A 15905-nucleotide genomic window follows, 5' to 3' on the forward strand; every position below is an offset into this window, starting at 1 on the left:
CGAGAAGATACTATCATTTAGCGAGAATGGTATTCTCTTCATATCAGAACGTACGTGCACAGGGGAGTCACATGACCGCAGAACCGATGGCCGGCAGCGAAGCGGACGGCAAGGTCACGATCGTGTTCGATCGCGAGCAGTTGTCCGTGCCGCGCCGGCAGGGCGAAACGCTGCTGGAGAGCGCGCGCCGGGCCGGCATGACACCGCCATTCTCGTGCGAAGCCGGCAACTGCGGCACGTGCATGGCCAAGCTCCTCGAGGGCACCGCAACCATGCGGGTCAACGACGCACTCGACGACGACGAGGTGGCCGATGGCTACGTTCTGACCTGCCAGGCGGTGCCTGACTGCGACTCGGTGACGGTCTCCTACGACGAGGATTGAGCCCGTTCCGACGGACAAGAGTGCCACCGGTTTCTACCGCAGGGCTGCCAATTTCGAGCGGTCACGACCCTGGTGCAGAAACCGACGAAGGTTGGCCGTACTCATCGAACACCGGCGCGGGCCGGTAGTCCGGTGTGTACCCGGCGACGTGCACCGGGCTTCCTACCAACCGGAAATCCCCAGCCGTCACCAGCATCTCGGGCGTCGCGTCCAGCGCCTGCGGCAGCGTGCGCACCGCCGCCGCCGGAATCCCCAGCGGCTTGAGGCGTGACTCCCAGCCCGCAGCGGTATCGGTGGCCAGCGCCGCCGTCACCACGTCGAGCACCTCATGTCGCCGCGCCGCCCGTTCGGCCATGGTCTCGAAACCCTCGACCCCGGCTTCACCGGCGAACGACTTCCAGAACCCGTCGTGGGTGATGAACAATGCCAGATAGCCGTCGGCGGTCGGGAACAGCTGCGCGGGTACGTAATAGGAATGTGCGCCAAACGGATGGCGGCGCGGCTCGGCGCCATCGTTGAGGTATGCCGAAGCGCGGTAGTTCAGCTGCGAGAGCATGACATCACGCAGCGAGACATCCACCTGCCCGCCCTTGCCCGAGACGATCATCGCCAACAGGCCCAGCGCAGCGGTCAGTCCTGTCGAGTTGTCCGCCGACGAGTAGCCCGGCAGCGTGGGCGGGCCGTCGGGATCGCCGGTCATCGCGGCCACCCCGGTGGCGGCCTGGATGACGTAATCGAACGCCGGGTCGTCTCCCCCGTTTAGTCCGAATCCCGTCATCGCGACACAGACAATCTCAGGGTTGAAGCACGAAAGCGCCGCATAGGTCAGGCCCAGCCTGCGGATCACCGACGGCTTCATGTTCACCAGCAGCGCATGCGAATCAGCCACCAGCTCACCGAGTTTCGCCTGACCGGCCTCCGAGGCGAGATCGAGGCAGATGCTGCGCTTACCCCGATTGAGGCTGGCGAAATAGCTGTCACTGACCTGGCGTGAGATCTCCCCGCCCGGCGGTTCGACCTTGATCACCTCGGCGCCCAGGTCAGCCAGCATCATGGTGGCGTACGGACCGGCAAGCATCACGCCGACCTCGATGACGCGGATACCGGAAAGAGGCCCGCTCACTCAAGCACCCTTCTCTTCGCGCAAGCGCTCATCGGACAGCCTTGGCGAGCTCGGCGATCACCTCACGCGTCCGGTACTTCGACGCGATCAGCTCGTCGCGGTTCTCCCCGATCGGCAGCAACCGCACCGACAGGTCCGTCACTCCGGCATCGGCGAACTGCTTGAATCGCTTCAGGATTGATTCCTCGTCGCCCGCAGCGAGCAGATCGCCGACGTTGCGGGCCTCGCCGCGGTCCAGCAGCCGCTGGTAGTTGGGCGAGGTCTCGGCTTCGGCGAGGACACGGTTGGCCCGGTCCTTGGCTTCCTCGATCTCGGAGTTGGCGCACAGCGTGACCGGGATGCCTGCGACGATGCGTGGCGCGGGCTTACCGGCTTCGGCGGCGGCCTTGTTGATCTTCGGGGCGATGTGCTCGCCGATCGCCTTCTCGTCGGCCATCCACAACGAGGTCCCGTCGGCGTGCTCGCCGGCGATCTGCAGCATCACCGGGCCCAGTGCCGACACCAGCACCGGCATCGGGGTGTCGGCGGCAAGCACCGTCGGGTTGTGCACGGTGAAGGAATCGTTCTCCACGTCAACGTCTCCGGGTCCGGAGATGGCTGCGTTCAGCACCTGCAGGTAGTCCCGGGTGTAGGCGGCCGGCTTGTCATAGGGCAGGCCCAGCATGTCGCGGACGATCCAGTGATGCGAGGGCCCGACGCCCAGGGCCAGCCGGCCACCAGAGATGGCGTGCACCGACAGCGCCTGCCGAGCCAGCGCGATCGGATGCTGCGCTTGCAGCGGCACCACCGCGGTGCCGAGTTCGATGCGCGACGTGTTCGACGCCATCAGCGCCACCATGCTGAGCAGGTCGAAGTCGTTGGGCACCTGCGGCATCCACGCACTATCCAGCCCGGCCGATTCGGCCCACTGGATGTCGGAGATCAGCTTGGAGACCTTGCGGGCCATATCGCCGCGCTCGGCCCCGATCATCACACCAAGGCGCATGTCAGCTCGCTTTCTCTGTCAGCGCACGAACATCGGTCACGAGGGTTTCGAGCGACGTTCCGGTTGGGAACACCGCTGCCGCACCGGCATCGAGGAGTTTCTGCACATCGGACTGCGGGATGGTGCCTCCGACAACGACGGCGATGTCACCGGCGTCGGCTGCCCGCAGTGCCTCGACAGTCCGGGTGGTCAGCGCGACGTGCGCGCCGGACAGGATCGAAAGGCCGACCAGCGCAACGTCTTCCTGCAGCGCGATGGAGACGATGTCCTCGATGCGCTGCCGGATGCCGGTGTAGATGACCTCGAATCCAGCATCACGCAGGGTGCGCGCGACGATCTTGGCGCCGCGGTCGTGACCGTCGAGACCGGGCTTGGCGACGAGTACGCGAGTAGCCATAACTAGAACACCACCGGCTGCTGAAACTCGCCCCACACCGACTTCAAGGTCGACACCATCTCCCCCACTGTGCAATACGCATTCGCGCAGTCGATCAACCGGTGCATCAGGTTGTCATCACCCTCGGCACCCCTGGCCAACGCGGCCAAAGTCTCTTTGACTGCGACGTCGTCGCGCTCGGCCTTGACCTTCGCCAGTCGCTTGAGTTGTAGATCGCGGCCCTCGGCGTCGAGCTCGTAGGTGTCGATGTCCGGCGCCGGCTCGTCGGTGACGAATCGATTGACCCCGACCACCGGCCGCTCGCCCGATTCGGTCTCCTGGTGAATCTTGTAGGCCTCGTCAGCGATCAGGCCCTGCAGGTAGCCGTCCTCGATGCACCTCACCATGCCGCCGTGCTTCTCCAGGTCGTCCATGATCTCGATGATCTTGGCTTCCGTGGCGTCGGTGAGCGCCTCGACGAAGTAGGACCCGCCGAGCGGATCGGCGACCTTGGTGACACCGGTTTCGTAGGCCAGGATCTGCTGGGTGCGCAGGGCCAGCGTCGCCGATTCCTCACTCGGCAAGGCAAACGGTTCATCCCACGCCGCAGTGAACATCGACTGCACGCCGCCGAGCACCGCCGCCAACGACTCATAGGCGACCCGGACCAGGTTGTTCTGTGCCTGCGGCGCATACAGAGACGCTCCACCCGCCACACATCCGAACCGGAACATCGAGGCCTTGTCGGTGGTCGCGCCGTAGCGCTCCCGCACGATCGTGGCCCAACGTCGCCGGCCGGCACGGTATTTGGCGATCTCCTCGAAGAAGTCACCGTGGGTGTAGAAGAAGAAGGAGATCTGCGGGGCGAACTTGTCGATCGTCATCCGGCCGCGTTCGACGACGGTGTCGCAGTAGGTGACGCCATCGGCCAGTGTGAACGACATCTCCTGCACGGCATTGGCGCCCGCGTCGCGGAAGTGCGCGCCGGCCACCGAGATCGCGTTGAACCGGGGCACCTCGGCCGCACAGAACTCGATCGTGTCGGCGATCAGCCGCAGTGACGGCTCGGGCGGCCAGATCCAGGTGCCGCGCGACGCGTATTCCTTGAGGATGTCGTTCTGGATGGTGCCGGTGAGCTTCTCGCGGGGCACGCCCTTCTTCTCGGCCGCAGCGACGTAGAAGGCCAGCAGGATGGCCGCAGTGCCGTTGATGGTGAAGCTGGTGCTGATCTTGTCCAGCGGAATGCTGTCGAACAGGATCTCGGCGTCGGCCAGGGTGTCGACCGCAACACCGACGCGGCCGACTTCCTCACCGTATTCTTCGTCATCGGAGTCATAGCCGCACTGGGTGGGCAGGTCCAGCGCCACCGACAGGCCCGTCCCACCCTGATCGAGCAGGTAGCGGTACCGGCGGTTGGATTCCTCAGCGGTGCCGAAGCCCGAATACTGCCGGAAGGTCCAGGTCTTCCCGCGGTAGCCGGAGGCGAAGTTGCCGCGGGTGAAGGGATAGGTCCCGGGGGCAGGCGGCTCGACCGCGCGGTCGCTCGGCCCATAAACGGGCGCCAGCGGGATGCCGGACGGAGTCTCCACCGGAGGGACGTCTTGCTCGCTCATCAGTGGATAACGTACTTGCTAAAAATGAGAATGCCAATACCGCGTGGTGGAAATGTGGTGCCTGTACTGGGCAGGGGTGCTCCGACCTGCGCACTGAGGACTGCCGGCGACACCAACGAACAGGTCAGGTGGACGCCGATTCTTCAACCGCCGCACCGTATGATTACGACACTTGCTAAAAATGAGAATGCCAATACCATTTGGGTAGGGTTGACACACGGCGCATAGCGGACGCTGCGCTCGACGAGGAGGACCATGTCCAGCCAGCAGGAGTCATTCACCGATCGCACGCTGGTCGTATCCGGCGGCAGTCGCGGGATCGGGCTGGCGATCGCGCTCGGCGCAGCCCGCCGCGGAGCGAACGTGGTGCTCTTGGCCAAGACCGCAGAACCTCATCCCAAGCTTCCCGGCACCGTGCACACCGCCGTCGCCGAGGTGGAAGCCGCCGGAGGCAAGGGAGTCGCGGTCGTGGGCGATGTGCGCAAGGAAGAGGACGTGGCCCGCGCGGTCGAGGCCGCGGTCGAGCACTTCGGTGGCGTCGACATCGTGATCAACAACGCGAGCGCCATCTCCACCGACCCCACCGAGGCGCTGTCGGCCAAGAAGTTCGACCTGATGATGGACATCAACATCCGCGGCACCTTCCTGCTCACCAAGGCAGCGCTGCCGCACCTACGCAAGTCCACCAACGGCCAGGTGTTGACGCTGGCCCCGCCGATGAACATGAACCCCTACTGGCTGGGCGCACACCCCTCCTACACCCTGTCCAAGTACGGCATGACGCTGCTGTCTCTGGGCTGGGCGGCCGAATACGCGGACGCCGGCATCGGATTCAGCTGCCTGTGGCCCGAGACCTACATCGCCACCGCCGCGGTGACCAATCTCGCGGATGGCGACACGATGGCCTCGCAGTCCCGCAAGCCCGAGATCATGGCGGATGCGGCCGTGGAGATCCTGTCCCGCCCGGCTGCCGAGGTCAACGGTCAGACCTTCATCGACTCTGAGGTACTCACCTCTTCCGGTGTCACCGACCTCTCCCCCTACGGCGGCGGGGATAATCCGATCATCGACATCTTCATCGACGCACCGGGACAGGGCCTATGAGCATCTCGCTACTGCTCGAGATGGCGGTCTCGGGTGGACCCGACCGCACCGCAATAGTTTCCGATGATCTCCGCCTGACCACCGAGGAACTCAGCGGCCTGGCCGACGGCGGCGCCGGCGTCATCGCAGCCGCCGGAGCCGCCCATGTGGCCTATGTCGGCACCGGCGGAGCGCTCCTGCCGCTGCTGCTGTTCGCTTCGGCCCGCGCCGCTGTACCGTTCACCCCGCTGAACTACCGCCTGAGCCGCGACGGTCTGCACGAGTTGATCGCGCGCCTGCCCGAGCCGCTGGTGGTCGCCGACGCCGAGTACGCCGACGTGGTCGTCGGAGCCGGCAAGCGGGTGATCACCTCCGAAGAGTTCCTGGGCGCGGCGCGCACCGCCCAGCCCGCTGCCGAATTCGCCGATCCCGACGCGGTCGCGGTCGTCCTGTTCACCTCGGGCACCACCTCGCGGCCAAAAGCCGTCGAGCTCACTCACAACAACCTCACCAGCTACATCACCGGAACCGTCGAATTCGCCTCGGCTGCAGAAGAAGACGCCGCCCTGATCTGCGTACCGCCCTATCACATCGCCGGCGTCAGTGCGGCCATGTCAAACCTGTACGCCGGCCGGAAGATGGTGTACCTGCGGCACTTCGACGCCGACAAATGGGTCGAGCTGGTCCGCACCGAAGGCGTCACCTCCGCAACCGTGGTGCCCACCATGCTGGACCGCATCGTCACCGCACTGGAAGCGGCCGGGCTCGAGCTACCGACCCTGCGCAACCTCGCCTACGGCGGCTCGAAGGTCGCACTGCCGCTGGTCCGCAAGGCACTGCAGCTACTGCCGAACGTCGGTTTCGTCAACGCCTACGGATTGACCGAAACCAGCTCCACCATCGCGGTTCTGGGCCCCGACGATCACCGCGAAGCACTGGCTGCCGAGGATGCGGCCGGTGCTCGGCGCCTCGGCTCGGTCGGCCAGGTGGTCCCGGGTATCGAGGTGCAGATCCGCGCCGACGACGGCACTGTGCTGGGTGCGGGTGAGACCGGTGAACTGTTCGTGCGGGGTGAGCAGGTGTCGGGCCGCTACACCGACATCGGATCGGTACTCGACGCCGAGGGCTGGTTCCCGACAAAGGATGTCGCCACGCTCGACGACGGCGGCTACCTGTTCATCGGCGGACGATCCGACGACACCATCATCCGCGGTGGGGAGAACATTGCCCCGGCCGAGATCGAGGACGTGCTCGTCGAGCATCCCGAGGTCCGCGACGTCGCCGTCGTCGGCCCCGAGGATCCCCAGTGGGGCCAGATCATCGTGGCCGTCGTGGTGCCCGTCGAGGGCGCCTCCCCCGACCCGGATGCGCTGCGCGATCATGTCCGCAAGCAACTGCGCGGATCACGCACCCCCGATCGGGTGGTGTTCCGCGATGAACTGCCCACCAACCCGACCGGCAAAGTCCTGCGCCGCCAGCTCATCGACGAACTCGCACCGATCTCCAAGGAGTCAGCATGATCAAGAACGGCACCCGCCTGCAGAGCCAGGTGTGCGACACCCAGGTCATCGTGGTGCGCAGCGCCGACAGCCTCGATGATCTCCGCGCCGGTGGCGTCGCGATGGTCCCCCTCGATGCCGAAAAGGACTCGGGCGCAACCATCGACGGGGCCTTCTCCGACGGCAATCTGATGGGCAAGCGCTACGTGGACGAGGGTGGCGCCGAGGTGCTCGTCACCAAGGCCGGGGCCGGCACACTGTCAGTCGGGGCCACCGCGCTGAGCCTCAAAGAGGCCAAGCCGCTTCCTGCCAGCGACTGAATATTTTCTGCCGAACAGGCGCGTAGGTACCCCATTTGACGTGAAATGGGGTACCTACGCGTCTGCTCGCGCATTCAGGCGTGACGACTGGTCACTCCCCCGTCCACGACGAGTTGCGCGCCGGTGATGAACGACGCCTTCGGTGACATCAGGAACGCCACGGCAGCCCCGATCTCATCAGGCTGCCCGAGCCGGCCCAGCGGTGCGGCCTGTTCGAAGCCGGCGCGGATCTCCTCGACGTCCAACGCGATCTGCAGCATCGGGGTGTGGATGAAGCCCGGGCACACCGCATTGACGCGAATTCCCAACGGGCCCAACTGTGCAGCCATCGACCGGGTCATGCCGAGCAGGCCGGCCTTGGAGGCGCAGTAGGCCGGGATAAAGGGGTTGGCGGCCAGGCCTTCGATGCTCGAGATACCGACCACGGCGGGCGATCCGCCGTCCTTCGCGGACTTCTCCAGGTATGGCAGCAGCAACTGCATCAACAGCGCCTGCGCTCGCAGATTCACATCGAGCACCGCGTCCCAGGACTCCTCGGTGTAGGCGCCCACCGGTTCGGGAAGCACCCGGCCCGCCGCGTGCACCAGACCGTCGATGCCGTCGAGCGCTTGAGCCGCCTCCTCGACGGCGCCCGACAGCGCAGTGGTGTCACACACGTCGATCACCGCGGAGGGCATACCCAAACCCCCGGCCACATCGCGAACCTCGGGAGCGATGTCCCACAACGCAACCCGCCGGCCGTCCGCGATCAGCGCCTCCGCGCTGGCCCTACCGATCCCTGACGCTGCACCCGTCACCACCACACCTGTCATGCCGGACAGGTTAGGGGCTCCGCTGCGATCCGTGGGCGATTTTGGTTATACCGTCTAACCGATGAGATCGGCCAAGGCCTGCGCGGTCTGCAGATCCTCGTAGGCCGCCGAATACCGCTGGGCCAGTGCCAGGGCGATGTCCGGGCGCTGCCACAGCTCACCCGCGCTGGCGGTGGCCAGCCAGGTGGTCAACCCGTGCGCCACCGAGGCCCGGTAGCGGAGCCAGATCTCATCCGCCGACGGCAGCTCATCGGCGGGAAGCTCCAATGCCTCCCGGTAGTCCTCGAGCAACTGACGCTCCGCGATGCGGCGGTCCTCAGTCGTCAGAGCGCCCTGCAGGAAGTAACCGAGATCAAGCGAGAAGTTGCCTCGGCGAGCCACCTGCCAGTCGAGGAAGCCGACGTCGCCGTCGGGCAACAGCCCTGGAACTATATAGGTGTTTCCGATATGCGGGTCGCCGTGCAGCAGCGTCTGCGAGACACCGGGTGCAGTGAGGGTGCGGATGAACGGCTTCCAGATCCCCTCCACCAGATGGTCGATCGTCAGCCCATGCACTGATGCGGGCGCATCGTCACCGAGACGTTCCAGAGCCGCGGGCAACGGCGCCCACTGCATACCGTCCCACGGCTCGAACGGTTCCAGCCACTCCAGCCCAGGACGGCGCACCCGCGCACCCCAGAACGCGCCGTGCAACCGGGCCAGACCGCGCACGCCCTGGGCTGCCTGCTCCACGGTCAACGGCCTGGTGGCATCGCGCGGATCGGCGGCGCGGGCGGTCAGATCCTCCATGATCAGCATGAAGTCTTCGTCACCCTCATCGACCGGCGCCGCGTACACCGTCGGATGTTCCAGCGGCAGCTCGACTTTGGAGTTGAACAGCCTCGGCTCGTGTAGCAGGCCGCTGGTGTACTTGATCATCTCCTTGTGGTCGGGATCGACGGCTTTGGCGAACACGGTCTCCGGCCCCGACCCCGACGAGTAGGTGACTGCCAGGCGCGCCCGACGGTTGGTGCCGTCGTCGCGCATATCGATGGTCACGCAGTCCACCACCGCGTCGGGGTGGTGGTCGGCCAGCGCTGCGGTCAACCACTCGGGCGTGACCTGGGTCCAGTCCTTGGGGACCGTCAGCGCGGTGGTCACCGGACGAACGCCGGCATCGAATCCCAGCCGCGGACCGTCGAAGTCGGCGACAATATGGCGTTGTCGAGATCGACGTCCCAGTCCGGGAAACGCTTGAGCATCTCCTCCAACGCGATCCGGCCCTCCAGCCGCGCCAATGCCGAACCCAGGCAGTAGTGGGTGCCCACACTGAACGCCAGGTGCTGGCGCTGCTCGCGGTGGATGTCGAAAACCTCACCGTCGGGCGGGAACTGGCGGCTGTCGCGGACGGCCGCGCCGATCAGCATCATCATCACACTTCCCTCGGGAACCGTCTGGCCGTGAAGCTCCACGTCGCGGGTGACGTAGCGGGCCACGTGCGGGGCCGGCGGCTCGAAGCGCAGCAATTCCTCGATCGCCTGCGGGATGAGCGCGGGATTCTCGACCAATTGGCGGCGCTGATCCGGATGCTCGGCGAGTACCTTTGCCGCCCAGCCGATCAGCCTCGTGGTGGTCTCGTTACCCGCACCCGCCACCACGTTGATGTAGATCAGCAGTTCTTCGCGGGTGAGGTTGCGCGTGACCCCGTGCTCGTCGGTGAACTCGACGTTGAGCAGGTCGGTCATGATGTCGTCGGACGGGTTGTCCTTGCGCCAGTCGATGTAGGTCTCGAAGATCGAGCCGTCGACCAGACCGTCCTGGGCCGCCTTCATCGGCTTGCCCGCCTCGGTACGCATCTGATCGTTGCCGTGGTCGCGGATCATCTCCTGGTCGTCCTCGGGGATGCCCAGCAGCGCGCTGATCACCCGCATCGGCATGATCGCGCCGAAATCCTTGATGAAGTCGATCTTGCCTGCGCCCACCAGCGGGTCCAGCGACTGGGCGCAGAATTCCCGGATCTTGGGCTCCAGCGCGTTGATCTTGCGGGGCGTGAACATCCGAGCCAACAGCTTGCGATGCACGGTGTGGATTGGCGGATCCTCGAAAATGAGGGCGCCCGAAGGGATGTCGATGTTGGCCTTGATCAATTCGATGATCGCGCCGCGGGCCGAGCTGAACGTCTCGTGGTCGACGAGTGCTTTGTTGACATCGGCGAAACGGCTCAACGCATAGAAGTCGTACTGCTCGTTGTAGTACAGCGGCAATTCTTCACGGAGCCGGGCGAACGTCGGATACGGGTTGGCGTTGATCTCGACGTCGTAGGGATCGAAGTACACGTCATTGGTGGTGCTCACACTCACGGCGGTCCGCCTCTCTGAGGGCTGCGGAGAGTTACTTACCCGCGTAAGTTACACGGCGGGGCCACCACCGGACAAGACCGTACGGGGTTACGGCATGCCGTTCACCTGTAAGCCTCAGGTGCTGTCGCGAACGACGAGCCCGGCAGGGTCGCTGTCGTCGATGTCGGCGACCGTGGGATATCCGAGTTCGGCCATCATGGCCGGCACCGCGGCATCGACAATGGTCTTGGCGTCGAATACGACGGAGGTCAGCGGCGGGGAACTCACCGCTCCCAGCGGTATCGCGTCGACCCCCATGACCGCCAGATCGTCGGGGCAGCGCAAGCCGGCCCGGCGTATCCCGTGCAGCACCACGAACGCCGTCTCATCGCTTTGCGCACATACGGCCGTCACGCCCGCCGACACCCATTTCGAGACGACCGCGGCCGCATCGGACCCATCGGTGGCCATGCTGTCGACCTCGATCTCGGGCAGGCCATGCTCGCCGGCAGCCACCCGAAGGCCCGACAACCAGTAGTCACCGAGCGGCCGCAGCACCTCGCTGCCGGAATAGGCGAAGGCCAGGCGGGTATGGCCGCGCGACATGAGATGTTCCACCCGCATCGCTCCGACGGTCAGATGCAGCGACCCGAGCGCGCGCAGCTTCTCGCTGCCCAGGTAGATCTGCGGAATCCTCGCCGCCTCGACAGCCGCGGAAGCAGCACCGGTGAGCGGGAACACCCCTGCAACAGCCAGAGGATCGAGGTTCGCCACCGCGTCGACGATGTTCTGGCCGTCATCCGTCTCGAGCTGCATCGACAGCACGATGCCGTGCCGGCCCAGCGCGGTGGTGAGGCGGCTGCCGACCTCGAGAGGCAGTTCGCCCAGATCGGTCCGCGGCACGATGTAGAGCACCACACCGCTCCCCCCGACGGCGAGGTTGCGGGCCGCGAGGTTGGGCCGATAGCCCAGATCGGCCGCCGCCTTGCGCACCGCGGCCTGAGTCTGCTCCGAGATGCGTTGCCCTTGAACGTTGTTGAGGACATAGCTGACGGTCGCCGTGGAGACGTTGGCCAGCTTGGCAACGTCGGCTTTCGTCGGGCGCAGCCCGACTTTCGAACCCGTCGGGCGTCCTCGTGTCGTACTCACGGTGTCATCGTGGCACGTTGCTGATCCGACGGGTCGTCCACGCCACGCATTGGTTGCCCCGCACTCTCGCGCAACGTCAGGACGGTGGCCACCGAGACGATGCCCGCGGCAACCAGATACAGCGCGGGCGCCAGGTTGTTGCCGGTTGCCGCGGTGAGCCAGGTGACCACGTACGGGGTGGTCCCGCCGAACAACGCCACCGCGATGTTGTAACCGATCGAGAAACCGCTGTAGCGGACCCTCGTGGCGAACAGTTCCACACCGGCCGTCACCGCCGTCGCGACGTACACCGATTCGATGGCGGCCAGCAGGCAGTGTCCGACGATCGCCGCCGCCACCGAGCCCGAATTCATCAGCAGGAAAAGCGGATACGCCAGCACCACGAATCCGGCGGAGCCTGCGATCAACAGCGGTTTGCGCCCGATCCGGTCCGACAACGCAGCCAACGGCAGGATCAGGATCAATGCCACCAGGCTGGCCAGGCTGATCGAGACGAACGCCTGCATCTTGCTGAAATGCAGCGCCTTGATGAAGTAGGTCGGCAGGAACGTGAACACGACGTAGTACCCGACGTTGAACACGATGAACAGTCCGATGACTTGCAGGATCGCGCGCCGCGCCGTGCCCACGGCTTCGCGCAACGGCGAGGTGGACACCCGATCGGCCTCGTCGAGCTTGGCGAACTCAGGGGTGTCATCGAGCCGCAGCCGGATATACAGACCGACCAGGCCGAGCGGCGCGGCCACCAGGAACGGGACGCGCCAGCCGTAGTTCTCCATCGACTCCGGCGGTAGAAAAGCCTGCAGGAGCGTGACGGTGACGGAGCCCAGAAGGAAACCCAGCACCCCCGACCACGCGATGAACGTGACGGTGAGCCCGCGCCGTCGGGTACTCGCGTACTCGGCGAGATAGACTGCACCGCCGCCGTATTCGCCGCCGGCCGAGAACCCCTGCAGACACCGCAGCAGGAGTAGGAGCAGCGGCGCAGCCACACCGATGGTGGCGTAGGTGGGCAGCAGGCCGATGCCGAGCGTGGCGGCCGACATCAGCAGGATCACCACGGCGAGCACCCGCTGACGCCCCAATCGGTCGCCCAGCGGGCCGAATACGAATCCACCAAGTGGACGCATGAAGAATGCAGCGGCGAAAATGGCGAAAGTGTTGAGCAGCGCGGCTGTTTCGTTTCCGGCAGGGAAGAAGTTCCCCGCGATGTAGGTCGCCAGAAAGCCGTAGATGGCGAAGTCGAACCACTCGACCGCGTTGCCGATGGACGCGCCGACGATCGCTTTGCGCACGGTGGGGTCGATGCCGTTGTTTCGCTTCGGTGCCGTCAACAGAAAACTCGCCTCTCGGATCGCGAGAGGCGAGTTTATCTGTTTTGGTTATGCGCATAAGCCTCGTTCTCGGAGGCTGGAGCCTACGGGCTTGGGCGTCAGACTCCGGCGAGCGCGTCGGCGGTGAGCAATGCCTGGGCCACCCCGGAGACGATCGACGCCAACCGAATGGCCTCGAAGATCGTCGTGCGGGACACCTCGGCGTCGCGGAGCACGGTCTCGTGCGCCGACAAGCAGTGCCCGCAACCGTTGATCGCCGAGACTGCCAGCGACCACAGCTCGAAATCCGCCTTGGGCACACCCGGGCTCGCGATGATGTTCATCCGCAAACCAGCCCGCAGGTCGTCGTAACGGCCGTCGAGCTGACCCTTGGTGCGGTAGAAGACGTTGTTCATCCCCATGATCGAGGCAGCGCCGAGGGCGGCGTGGTAGGCCTCCTCGCTCAGCACGTCCAGGGCGTCCTCGGAGATCTCTTTCAGCAGCTGCTGCGATTTGGTGGCTGCCGCCGTAGCGACCAGCGCACCCCACAGCTGTTGCTCATTGAGCTCCGTGGACTTCACGATGCTGCCGAAGTTGAGCTTGAGATCCTTTGCGTACTCCGGCAGCGCTTCCTTGATGTTGTCGACGCTCATGATTAGACCGCCTCAGACAACAGCTCACCGGCGTCCAGCGTCGGGTCGCCCTTCTTCCAGTTGCAGGCGCACAGCTCGTCGGACTGCAGCGCATCGAGCACGCGCAGCACCTCGTCGACGTTGCGCCCCACCGAACCGGCGGTCACGGAGACGAACTGGATCTCGTTGTTGGGGTCGACGATGAAGGTGGCCCGGTCGGCGACGCCGTCCGCGTTGAGCACGCCGGCCGCAGCGGTGAGTTCACGCTTGAGGTCCGAAACCATCGGGAAAGGCAGCTTCTTCAGGTCCTCGTGCTGCGCGCGCCACTGGAAGTGGACGAACTCGTTGTCCACCGAAACACCGATCACCTTGGCGTCGCGATCCTCGAAGTCTTCATTGAGCTTGCCGAACGCGGCGATCTCGGTCGGGCACACGAAGGTGAAGTCCTTGGGCCAGAAGAAGATGATCCGCCACTTGCCGTCGTCATCCTTGTTGGTGACGCGGGTGAAATAATCGTCGGGCTGCTTGGCGTCGACCTTGGACAGATCTCCGCCAACCACGGCCGTCAGGTCGTATTCCGGGAACTGAGAACCAATCGACAAAAGTGCCATTGCAAGCTATCCAATCTCACGCTGATTTTCTGGAATCATTCCAGATTTACTACTCAATCTTGGACCCCGCCGATGGCTATAGCAACTCACTGAGCCGTGATTATGCCCACAAACGACATCAGTGTGAGCTGGGCATCACGACCGTCACCGGATCCGGCCAGATCGGCGGGCGATGCCCAAAGTCGGCGCGAACAGGTAGAACTGGCTGGGGTGTATCGCGTGGAAGGCGGATCAGTTGGCGAGGCTTCGCTGGTGGCTCGGTCTGGCCTGTTGTGCGGCGCTGCTGGCCGGTTGCGGGAACGCCACCGTGATCGGGGGCAGGGCGACGTCGATGCTGTTCCTACCCGACCGGGTAGGCGGCCTGCCGGTGACCGACGGCCACAGCGGCACCCGACCCGAGGCGCCCGCGCCGACCCGCCGGGCCGAGAACACCGACGGCGGGCAGATCGACGACCTGGCCCTGCTGGCCATCGACGACATCGAGGACTTCTGGTCGCAGAACTACACCGGTGGGTCACTGCCGGGAACCTTCACCCCCGTTTCCCGGCTGGTGTCGTTCAACTCCGATGCCTCCCCCGGGCTCGAGATCTGCGGCCAGAACACGGTCGGGCTGACCAATGCCTTCTACTGCCTCAAGAGCGACGTGATGGCGTGGGACCGTGGCGTCGCGATTCCGGTGGCGGCGCAATATTTCGGCCAGATGGGTGTGGTCGGGGTGATGGCCCACGAGTACGGCCACGCCGTCCAGCAACAAGCGCGGCTGATCAACGAGAGCACGCCCGTGCTGGTGGCCGAGCAGCAGGCCGATTGCCTGGCCGGGGTCTACCTCCGCTGGGTGGCCGCCGGAAAATCGCCGCGCTTCGAGTTGAGCACCGGCGACGGGCTCAACCACGTCCTGGCCGGGCTGATCTACATCCGTGATCCCCTGATGACCCGGATCGACGCCACGCTCACCGGCAACGAGCACGGGTCCGCGCTGGACCGGGTCAGTGCCTTCCAGATCGGCTTCAGCGGCAACGTCGACCAGTGCGCGGCCATGGACTCCGATGAAATCACCAAGCGTCGCGGTGATCTGCCGAAATTCCTCGACTTCTTCGGCGGCCAGCAGAGCGCCAACAGCACGATCACGGCGAATCTGTTGGACCAGACCATGCAGTCGCTGCGGCAGGTCTACGCACCCATCAACCCGCCCACGTTGAGTACCGAGCCGAGCGCGTGTCCCGACGCCGGACCGTCTCCGCCGGCGTCCTACTGCCCGGCGACCAACACCATCGTGGTCGACCTGGATGGACTGAAAGCCCTAGGGGAAGCCAGAAGCGAAAACGACGAACAGGAGCTCCTGCAGGGCGACAACTCGGCGATCTCCGTTCTGACATCGCGGTACGCCATGGCGGTACAACACGAGAGGGGCCTCCCGCTGGACACTTCCGTGGCCGCGATGCGTACGGGCTGCCTGACCGGCGTGGGTCAGGCCAGGATGGCCGAGCCCGGTCTGCCGATCACGTTGTCAGCCGGTGACACCGACGAGGCGATCAGCAGCCTGCTCACCAACGGGCTGGCCGCCAGCGACGTCAACGGCAGGGTGCTGCCGGCGGGGTTTACCCGCATCCTGGCCTACCGGTCCGGCCTGCAAGGCGATGACGCACAGTGCTACCAGAGGTTCCCGTAAGCCGATGAGTCCAGTCGAG

At 65.4% G+C, this 15905-nt stretch carries 16 protein-coding genes; 5 read left to right on the plus strand and 11 right to left on the minus strand.

Features of this window, described 5'->3' with window-relative positions; all coding sequences use genetic code 11:
* The first annotated feature begins 71 nt into the window (after positions 1-71).
* Positions 72-383: a 2Fe-2S iron-sulfur cluster-binding protein gene (locus tag HBE63_RS16260; protein ID WP_162464448.1), complete on the plus strand. Its 312-nt coding sequence runs from the start codon at positions 72-74 to the stop codon at positions 381-383.
* A gap of 61 nt (positions 384-444) precedes the next feature.
* On the opposite strand, the gene HBE63_RS16265 is transcribed toward HBE63_RS16260, so the two are convergent.
* From HBE63_RS16265 to HBE63_RS16280, 4 genes are all read right to left on the minus strand, one after another.
* The gene (locus HBE63_RS16265) at positions 445-1461 is read right to left on the minus strand and encodes a CaiB/BaiF CoA-transferase family protein (RefSeq protein WP_243858740.1); all 1017 of its coding nucleotides are present in this window, start codon (positions 1459-1461) and stop codon (positions 445-447) included.
* A 73-nt stretch (positions 1462-1534) separates the two neighbouring features.
* Positions 1535-2491 carry an LLM class F420-dependent oxidoreductase gene (locus tag HBE63_RS16270; protein ID WP_166905662.1) on the minus strand — a complete coding sequence of 319 codons (957 nt, stop codon included), beginning with the start codon at positions 2489-2491 and terminating at the stop codon, positions 1535-1537.
* Position 2492: 1 nt separating this feature from the next.
* Positions 2493-2888 (minus strand): cobalamin B12-binding domain-containing protein, encoded by a 396-nt coding sequence (locus HBE63_RS16275; RefSeq protein ID WP_003880180.1) that lies wholly within the window; start codon positions 2886-2888, stop codon positions 2493-2495.
* Positions 2889-2890: 2 nt separating this feature from the next.
* The gene (locus HBE63_RS16280; RefSeq protein ID WP_166905663.1) at positions 2891-4480 is read right to left on the minus strand and encodes a methylmalonyl-CoA mutase family protein; all 1590 of its coding nucleotides are present in this window, start codon (positions 4478-4480) and stop codon (positions 2891-2893) included.
* Between the two features lie 255 nt (positions 4481-4735).
* Between HBE63_RS16280 and HBE63_RS16285 the strand changes: the two genes are divergently transcribed.
* The 3 genes from HBE63_RS16285 to HBE63_RS16295 are packed head-to-tail and all read left to right on the plus strand — an operon-like array spanning position 4736 to position 7382.
* On the plus strand, positions 4736-5584 hold the full coding sequence (locus HBE63_RS16285; RefSeq protein ID WP_166905664.1) for an NAD(P)-dependent oxidoreductase: 849 nt from the start codon (positions 4736-4738) through the stop codon (positions 5582-5584).
* The gene (locus tag HBE63_RS16290; protein WP_166905665.1) at positions 5581-7083 is read left to right on the plus strand and encodes a class I adenylate-forming enzyme family protein; all 1503 of its coding nucleotides are present in this window, start codon (positions 5581-5583) and stop codon (positions 7081-7083) included. Before HBE63_RS16285 ends, HBE63_RS16290 begins: the two co-directional genes overlap by 4 nt.
* On the plus strand, positions 7080-7382 hold the full coding sequence (locus tag HBE63_RS16295) for a hypothetical protein (RefSeq protein ID WP_166905666.1): 303 nt from the start codon (positions 7080-7082) through the stop codon (positions 7380-7382). Before HBE63_RS16290 ends, HBE63_RS16295 begins: the two co-directional genes overlap by 4 nt.
* A gap of 74 nt (positions 7383-7456) precedes the next feature.
* On the opposite strand, the gene HBE63_RS16300 is transcribed toward HBE63_RS16295, so the two are convergent.
* From HBE63_RS16300 to HBE63_RS16330, 7 genes are all read right to left on the minus strand, one after another.
* The gene (locus tag HBE63_RS16300) at positions 7457-8194 is read right to left on the minus strand and encodes an SDR family NAD(P)-dependent oxidoreductase (protein ID WP_166905667.1); all 738 of its coding nucleotides are present in this window, start codon (positions 8192-8194) and stop codon (positions 7457-7459) included.
* Between the two features lie 54 nt (positions 8195-8248).
* Positions 8249-9334, minus strand: coding sequence for a phosphotransferase (locus tag HBE63_RS16305; RefSeq protein ID WP_166905668.1), 1086 nt, complete (start codon positions 9332-9334; stop codon positions 8249-8251).
* A complete protein-coding gene (locus HBE63_RS16310) occupies positions 9331-10533 on the minus strand; it encodes a cytochrome P450 (RefSeq protein ID WP_166905669.1) in 1203 nt (400 codons plus the stop codon). The genes HBE63_RS16305 and HBE63_RS16310 overlap by 4 nt, the downstream gene beginning before the upstream one ends.
* Before the next feature lie 114 nt (positions 10534-10647).
* A complete protein-coding gene (locus HBE63_RS16315) occupies positions 10648-11661 on the minus strand; it encodes a LacI family DNA-binding transcriptional regulator (protein WP_166905670.1) in 1014 nt (337 codons plus the stop codon).
* Positions 11658-12995, minus strand: coding sequence for an MFS transporter (locus HBE63_RS16320; protein WP_371814764.1), 1338 nt, complete (start codon positions 12993-12995; stop codon positions 11658-11660). The genes HBE63_RS16315 and HBE63_RS16320 overlap by 4 nt, the downstream gene beginning before the upstream one ends.
* 98 nt (positions 12996-13093) lie before the next feature.
* A complete protein-coding gene (gene ahpD / locus HBE63_RS16325; RefSeq protein ID WP_166905671.1) occupies positions 13094-13627 on the minus strand; it encodes an alkyl hydroperoxide reductase AhpD in 534 nt (177 codons plus the stop codon).
* A 2-nt stretch (positions 13628-13629) separates the two neighbouring features.
* Complete coding sequence (locus HBE63_RS16330) at positions 13630-14217, minus strand: peroxiredoxin (protein WP_166905672.1); 588 nt, start codon at positions 14215-14217, stop codon at positions 13630-13632.
* 235 nt (positions 14218-14452) lie between these two features.
* On the opposite strand from HBE63_RS16330, the gene HBE63_RS16335 reads away from it, so the two are divergent.
* On the plus strand, positions 14453-15886 hold the full coding sequence (locus HBE63_RS16335; RefSeq protein ID WP_166905673.1) for a peptidase: 1434 nt from the start codon (positions 14453-14455) through the stop codon (positions 15884-15886).
* Positions 15887-15905: the final 19 nt, after the last annotated feature.

The organism is Mycobacterium sp. DL440, from assembly GCF_011745145.1.
Classification (GTDB): Bacteria; Actinomycetota; Actinomycetes; order Mycobacteriales; family Mycobacteriaceae; genus Mycobacterium.

Excerpts from the sequence above, each read along its gene's own strand:
- HBE63_RS16330 (WP_166905672.1), bottom strand. The coding sequence starts at position 14,217 with ATGGCACTTTTGTCGATTGGTTCTCAGTTCCCGGAATACGACCTGACG.
- HBE63_RS16270 (WP_166905662.1), bottom strand. The coding sequence starts at position 2,491 with ATGCGCCTTGGTGTGATGATCGGGGCCGAGCGCGGCGATATGGCCCGC.
- HBE63_RS16285 (WP_166905664.1), top strand. The coding sequence starts at position 4,736 with ATGTCCAGCCAGCAGGAGTCATTCACCGATCGCACGCTGGTCGTATCC.
- HBE63_RS16275 (WP_003880180.1), bottom strand. The coding sequence starts at position 2,888 with ATGGCTACTCGCGTACTCGTCGCCAAGCCCGGTCTCGACGGTCACGAC.
- HBE63_RS16290 (WP_166905665.1), top strand. The coding sequence starts at position 5,581 with ATGAGCATCTCGCTACTGCTCGAGATGGCGGTCTCGGGTGGACCCGAC.
- HBE63_RS16260 (WP_162464448.1), top strand. The coding sequence starts at position 72 with ATGACCGCAGAACCGATGGCCGGCAGCGAAGCGGACGGCAAGGTCACG.
- HBE63_RS16280 (WP_166905663.1), bottom strand. The coding sequence starts at position 4,480 with ATGAGCGAGCAAGACGTCCCTCCGGTGGAGACTCCGTCCGGCATCCCG.
- HBE63_RS16265 (WP_243858740.1), bottom strand. The coding sequence starts at position 1,461 with ATGCTTGCCGGTCCGTACGCCACCATGATGCTGGCTGACCTGGGCGCC.
- HBE63_RS16300 (WP_166905667.1), bottom strand. The coding sequence starts at position 8,194 with ATGACAGGTGTGGTGGTGACGGGTGCAGCGTCAGGGATCGGTAGGGCC.
- HBE63_RS16295 (WP_166905666.1), top strand. The coding sequence starts at position 7,080 with ATGATCAAGAACGGCACCCGCCTGCAGAGCCAGGTGTGCGACACCCAG.
- ahpD (WP_166905671.1), bottom strand. The coding sequence starts at position 13,627 with ATGAGCGTCGACAACATCAAGGAAGCGCTGCCGGAGTACGCAAAGGAT.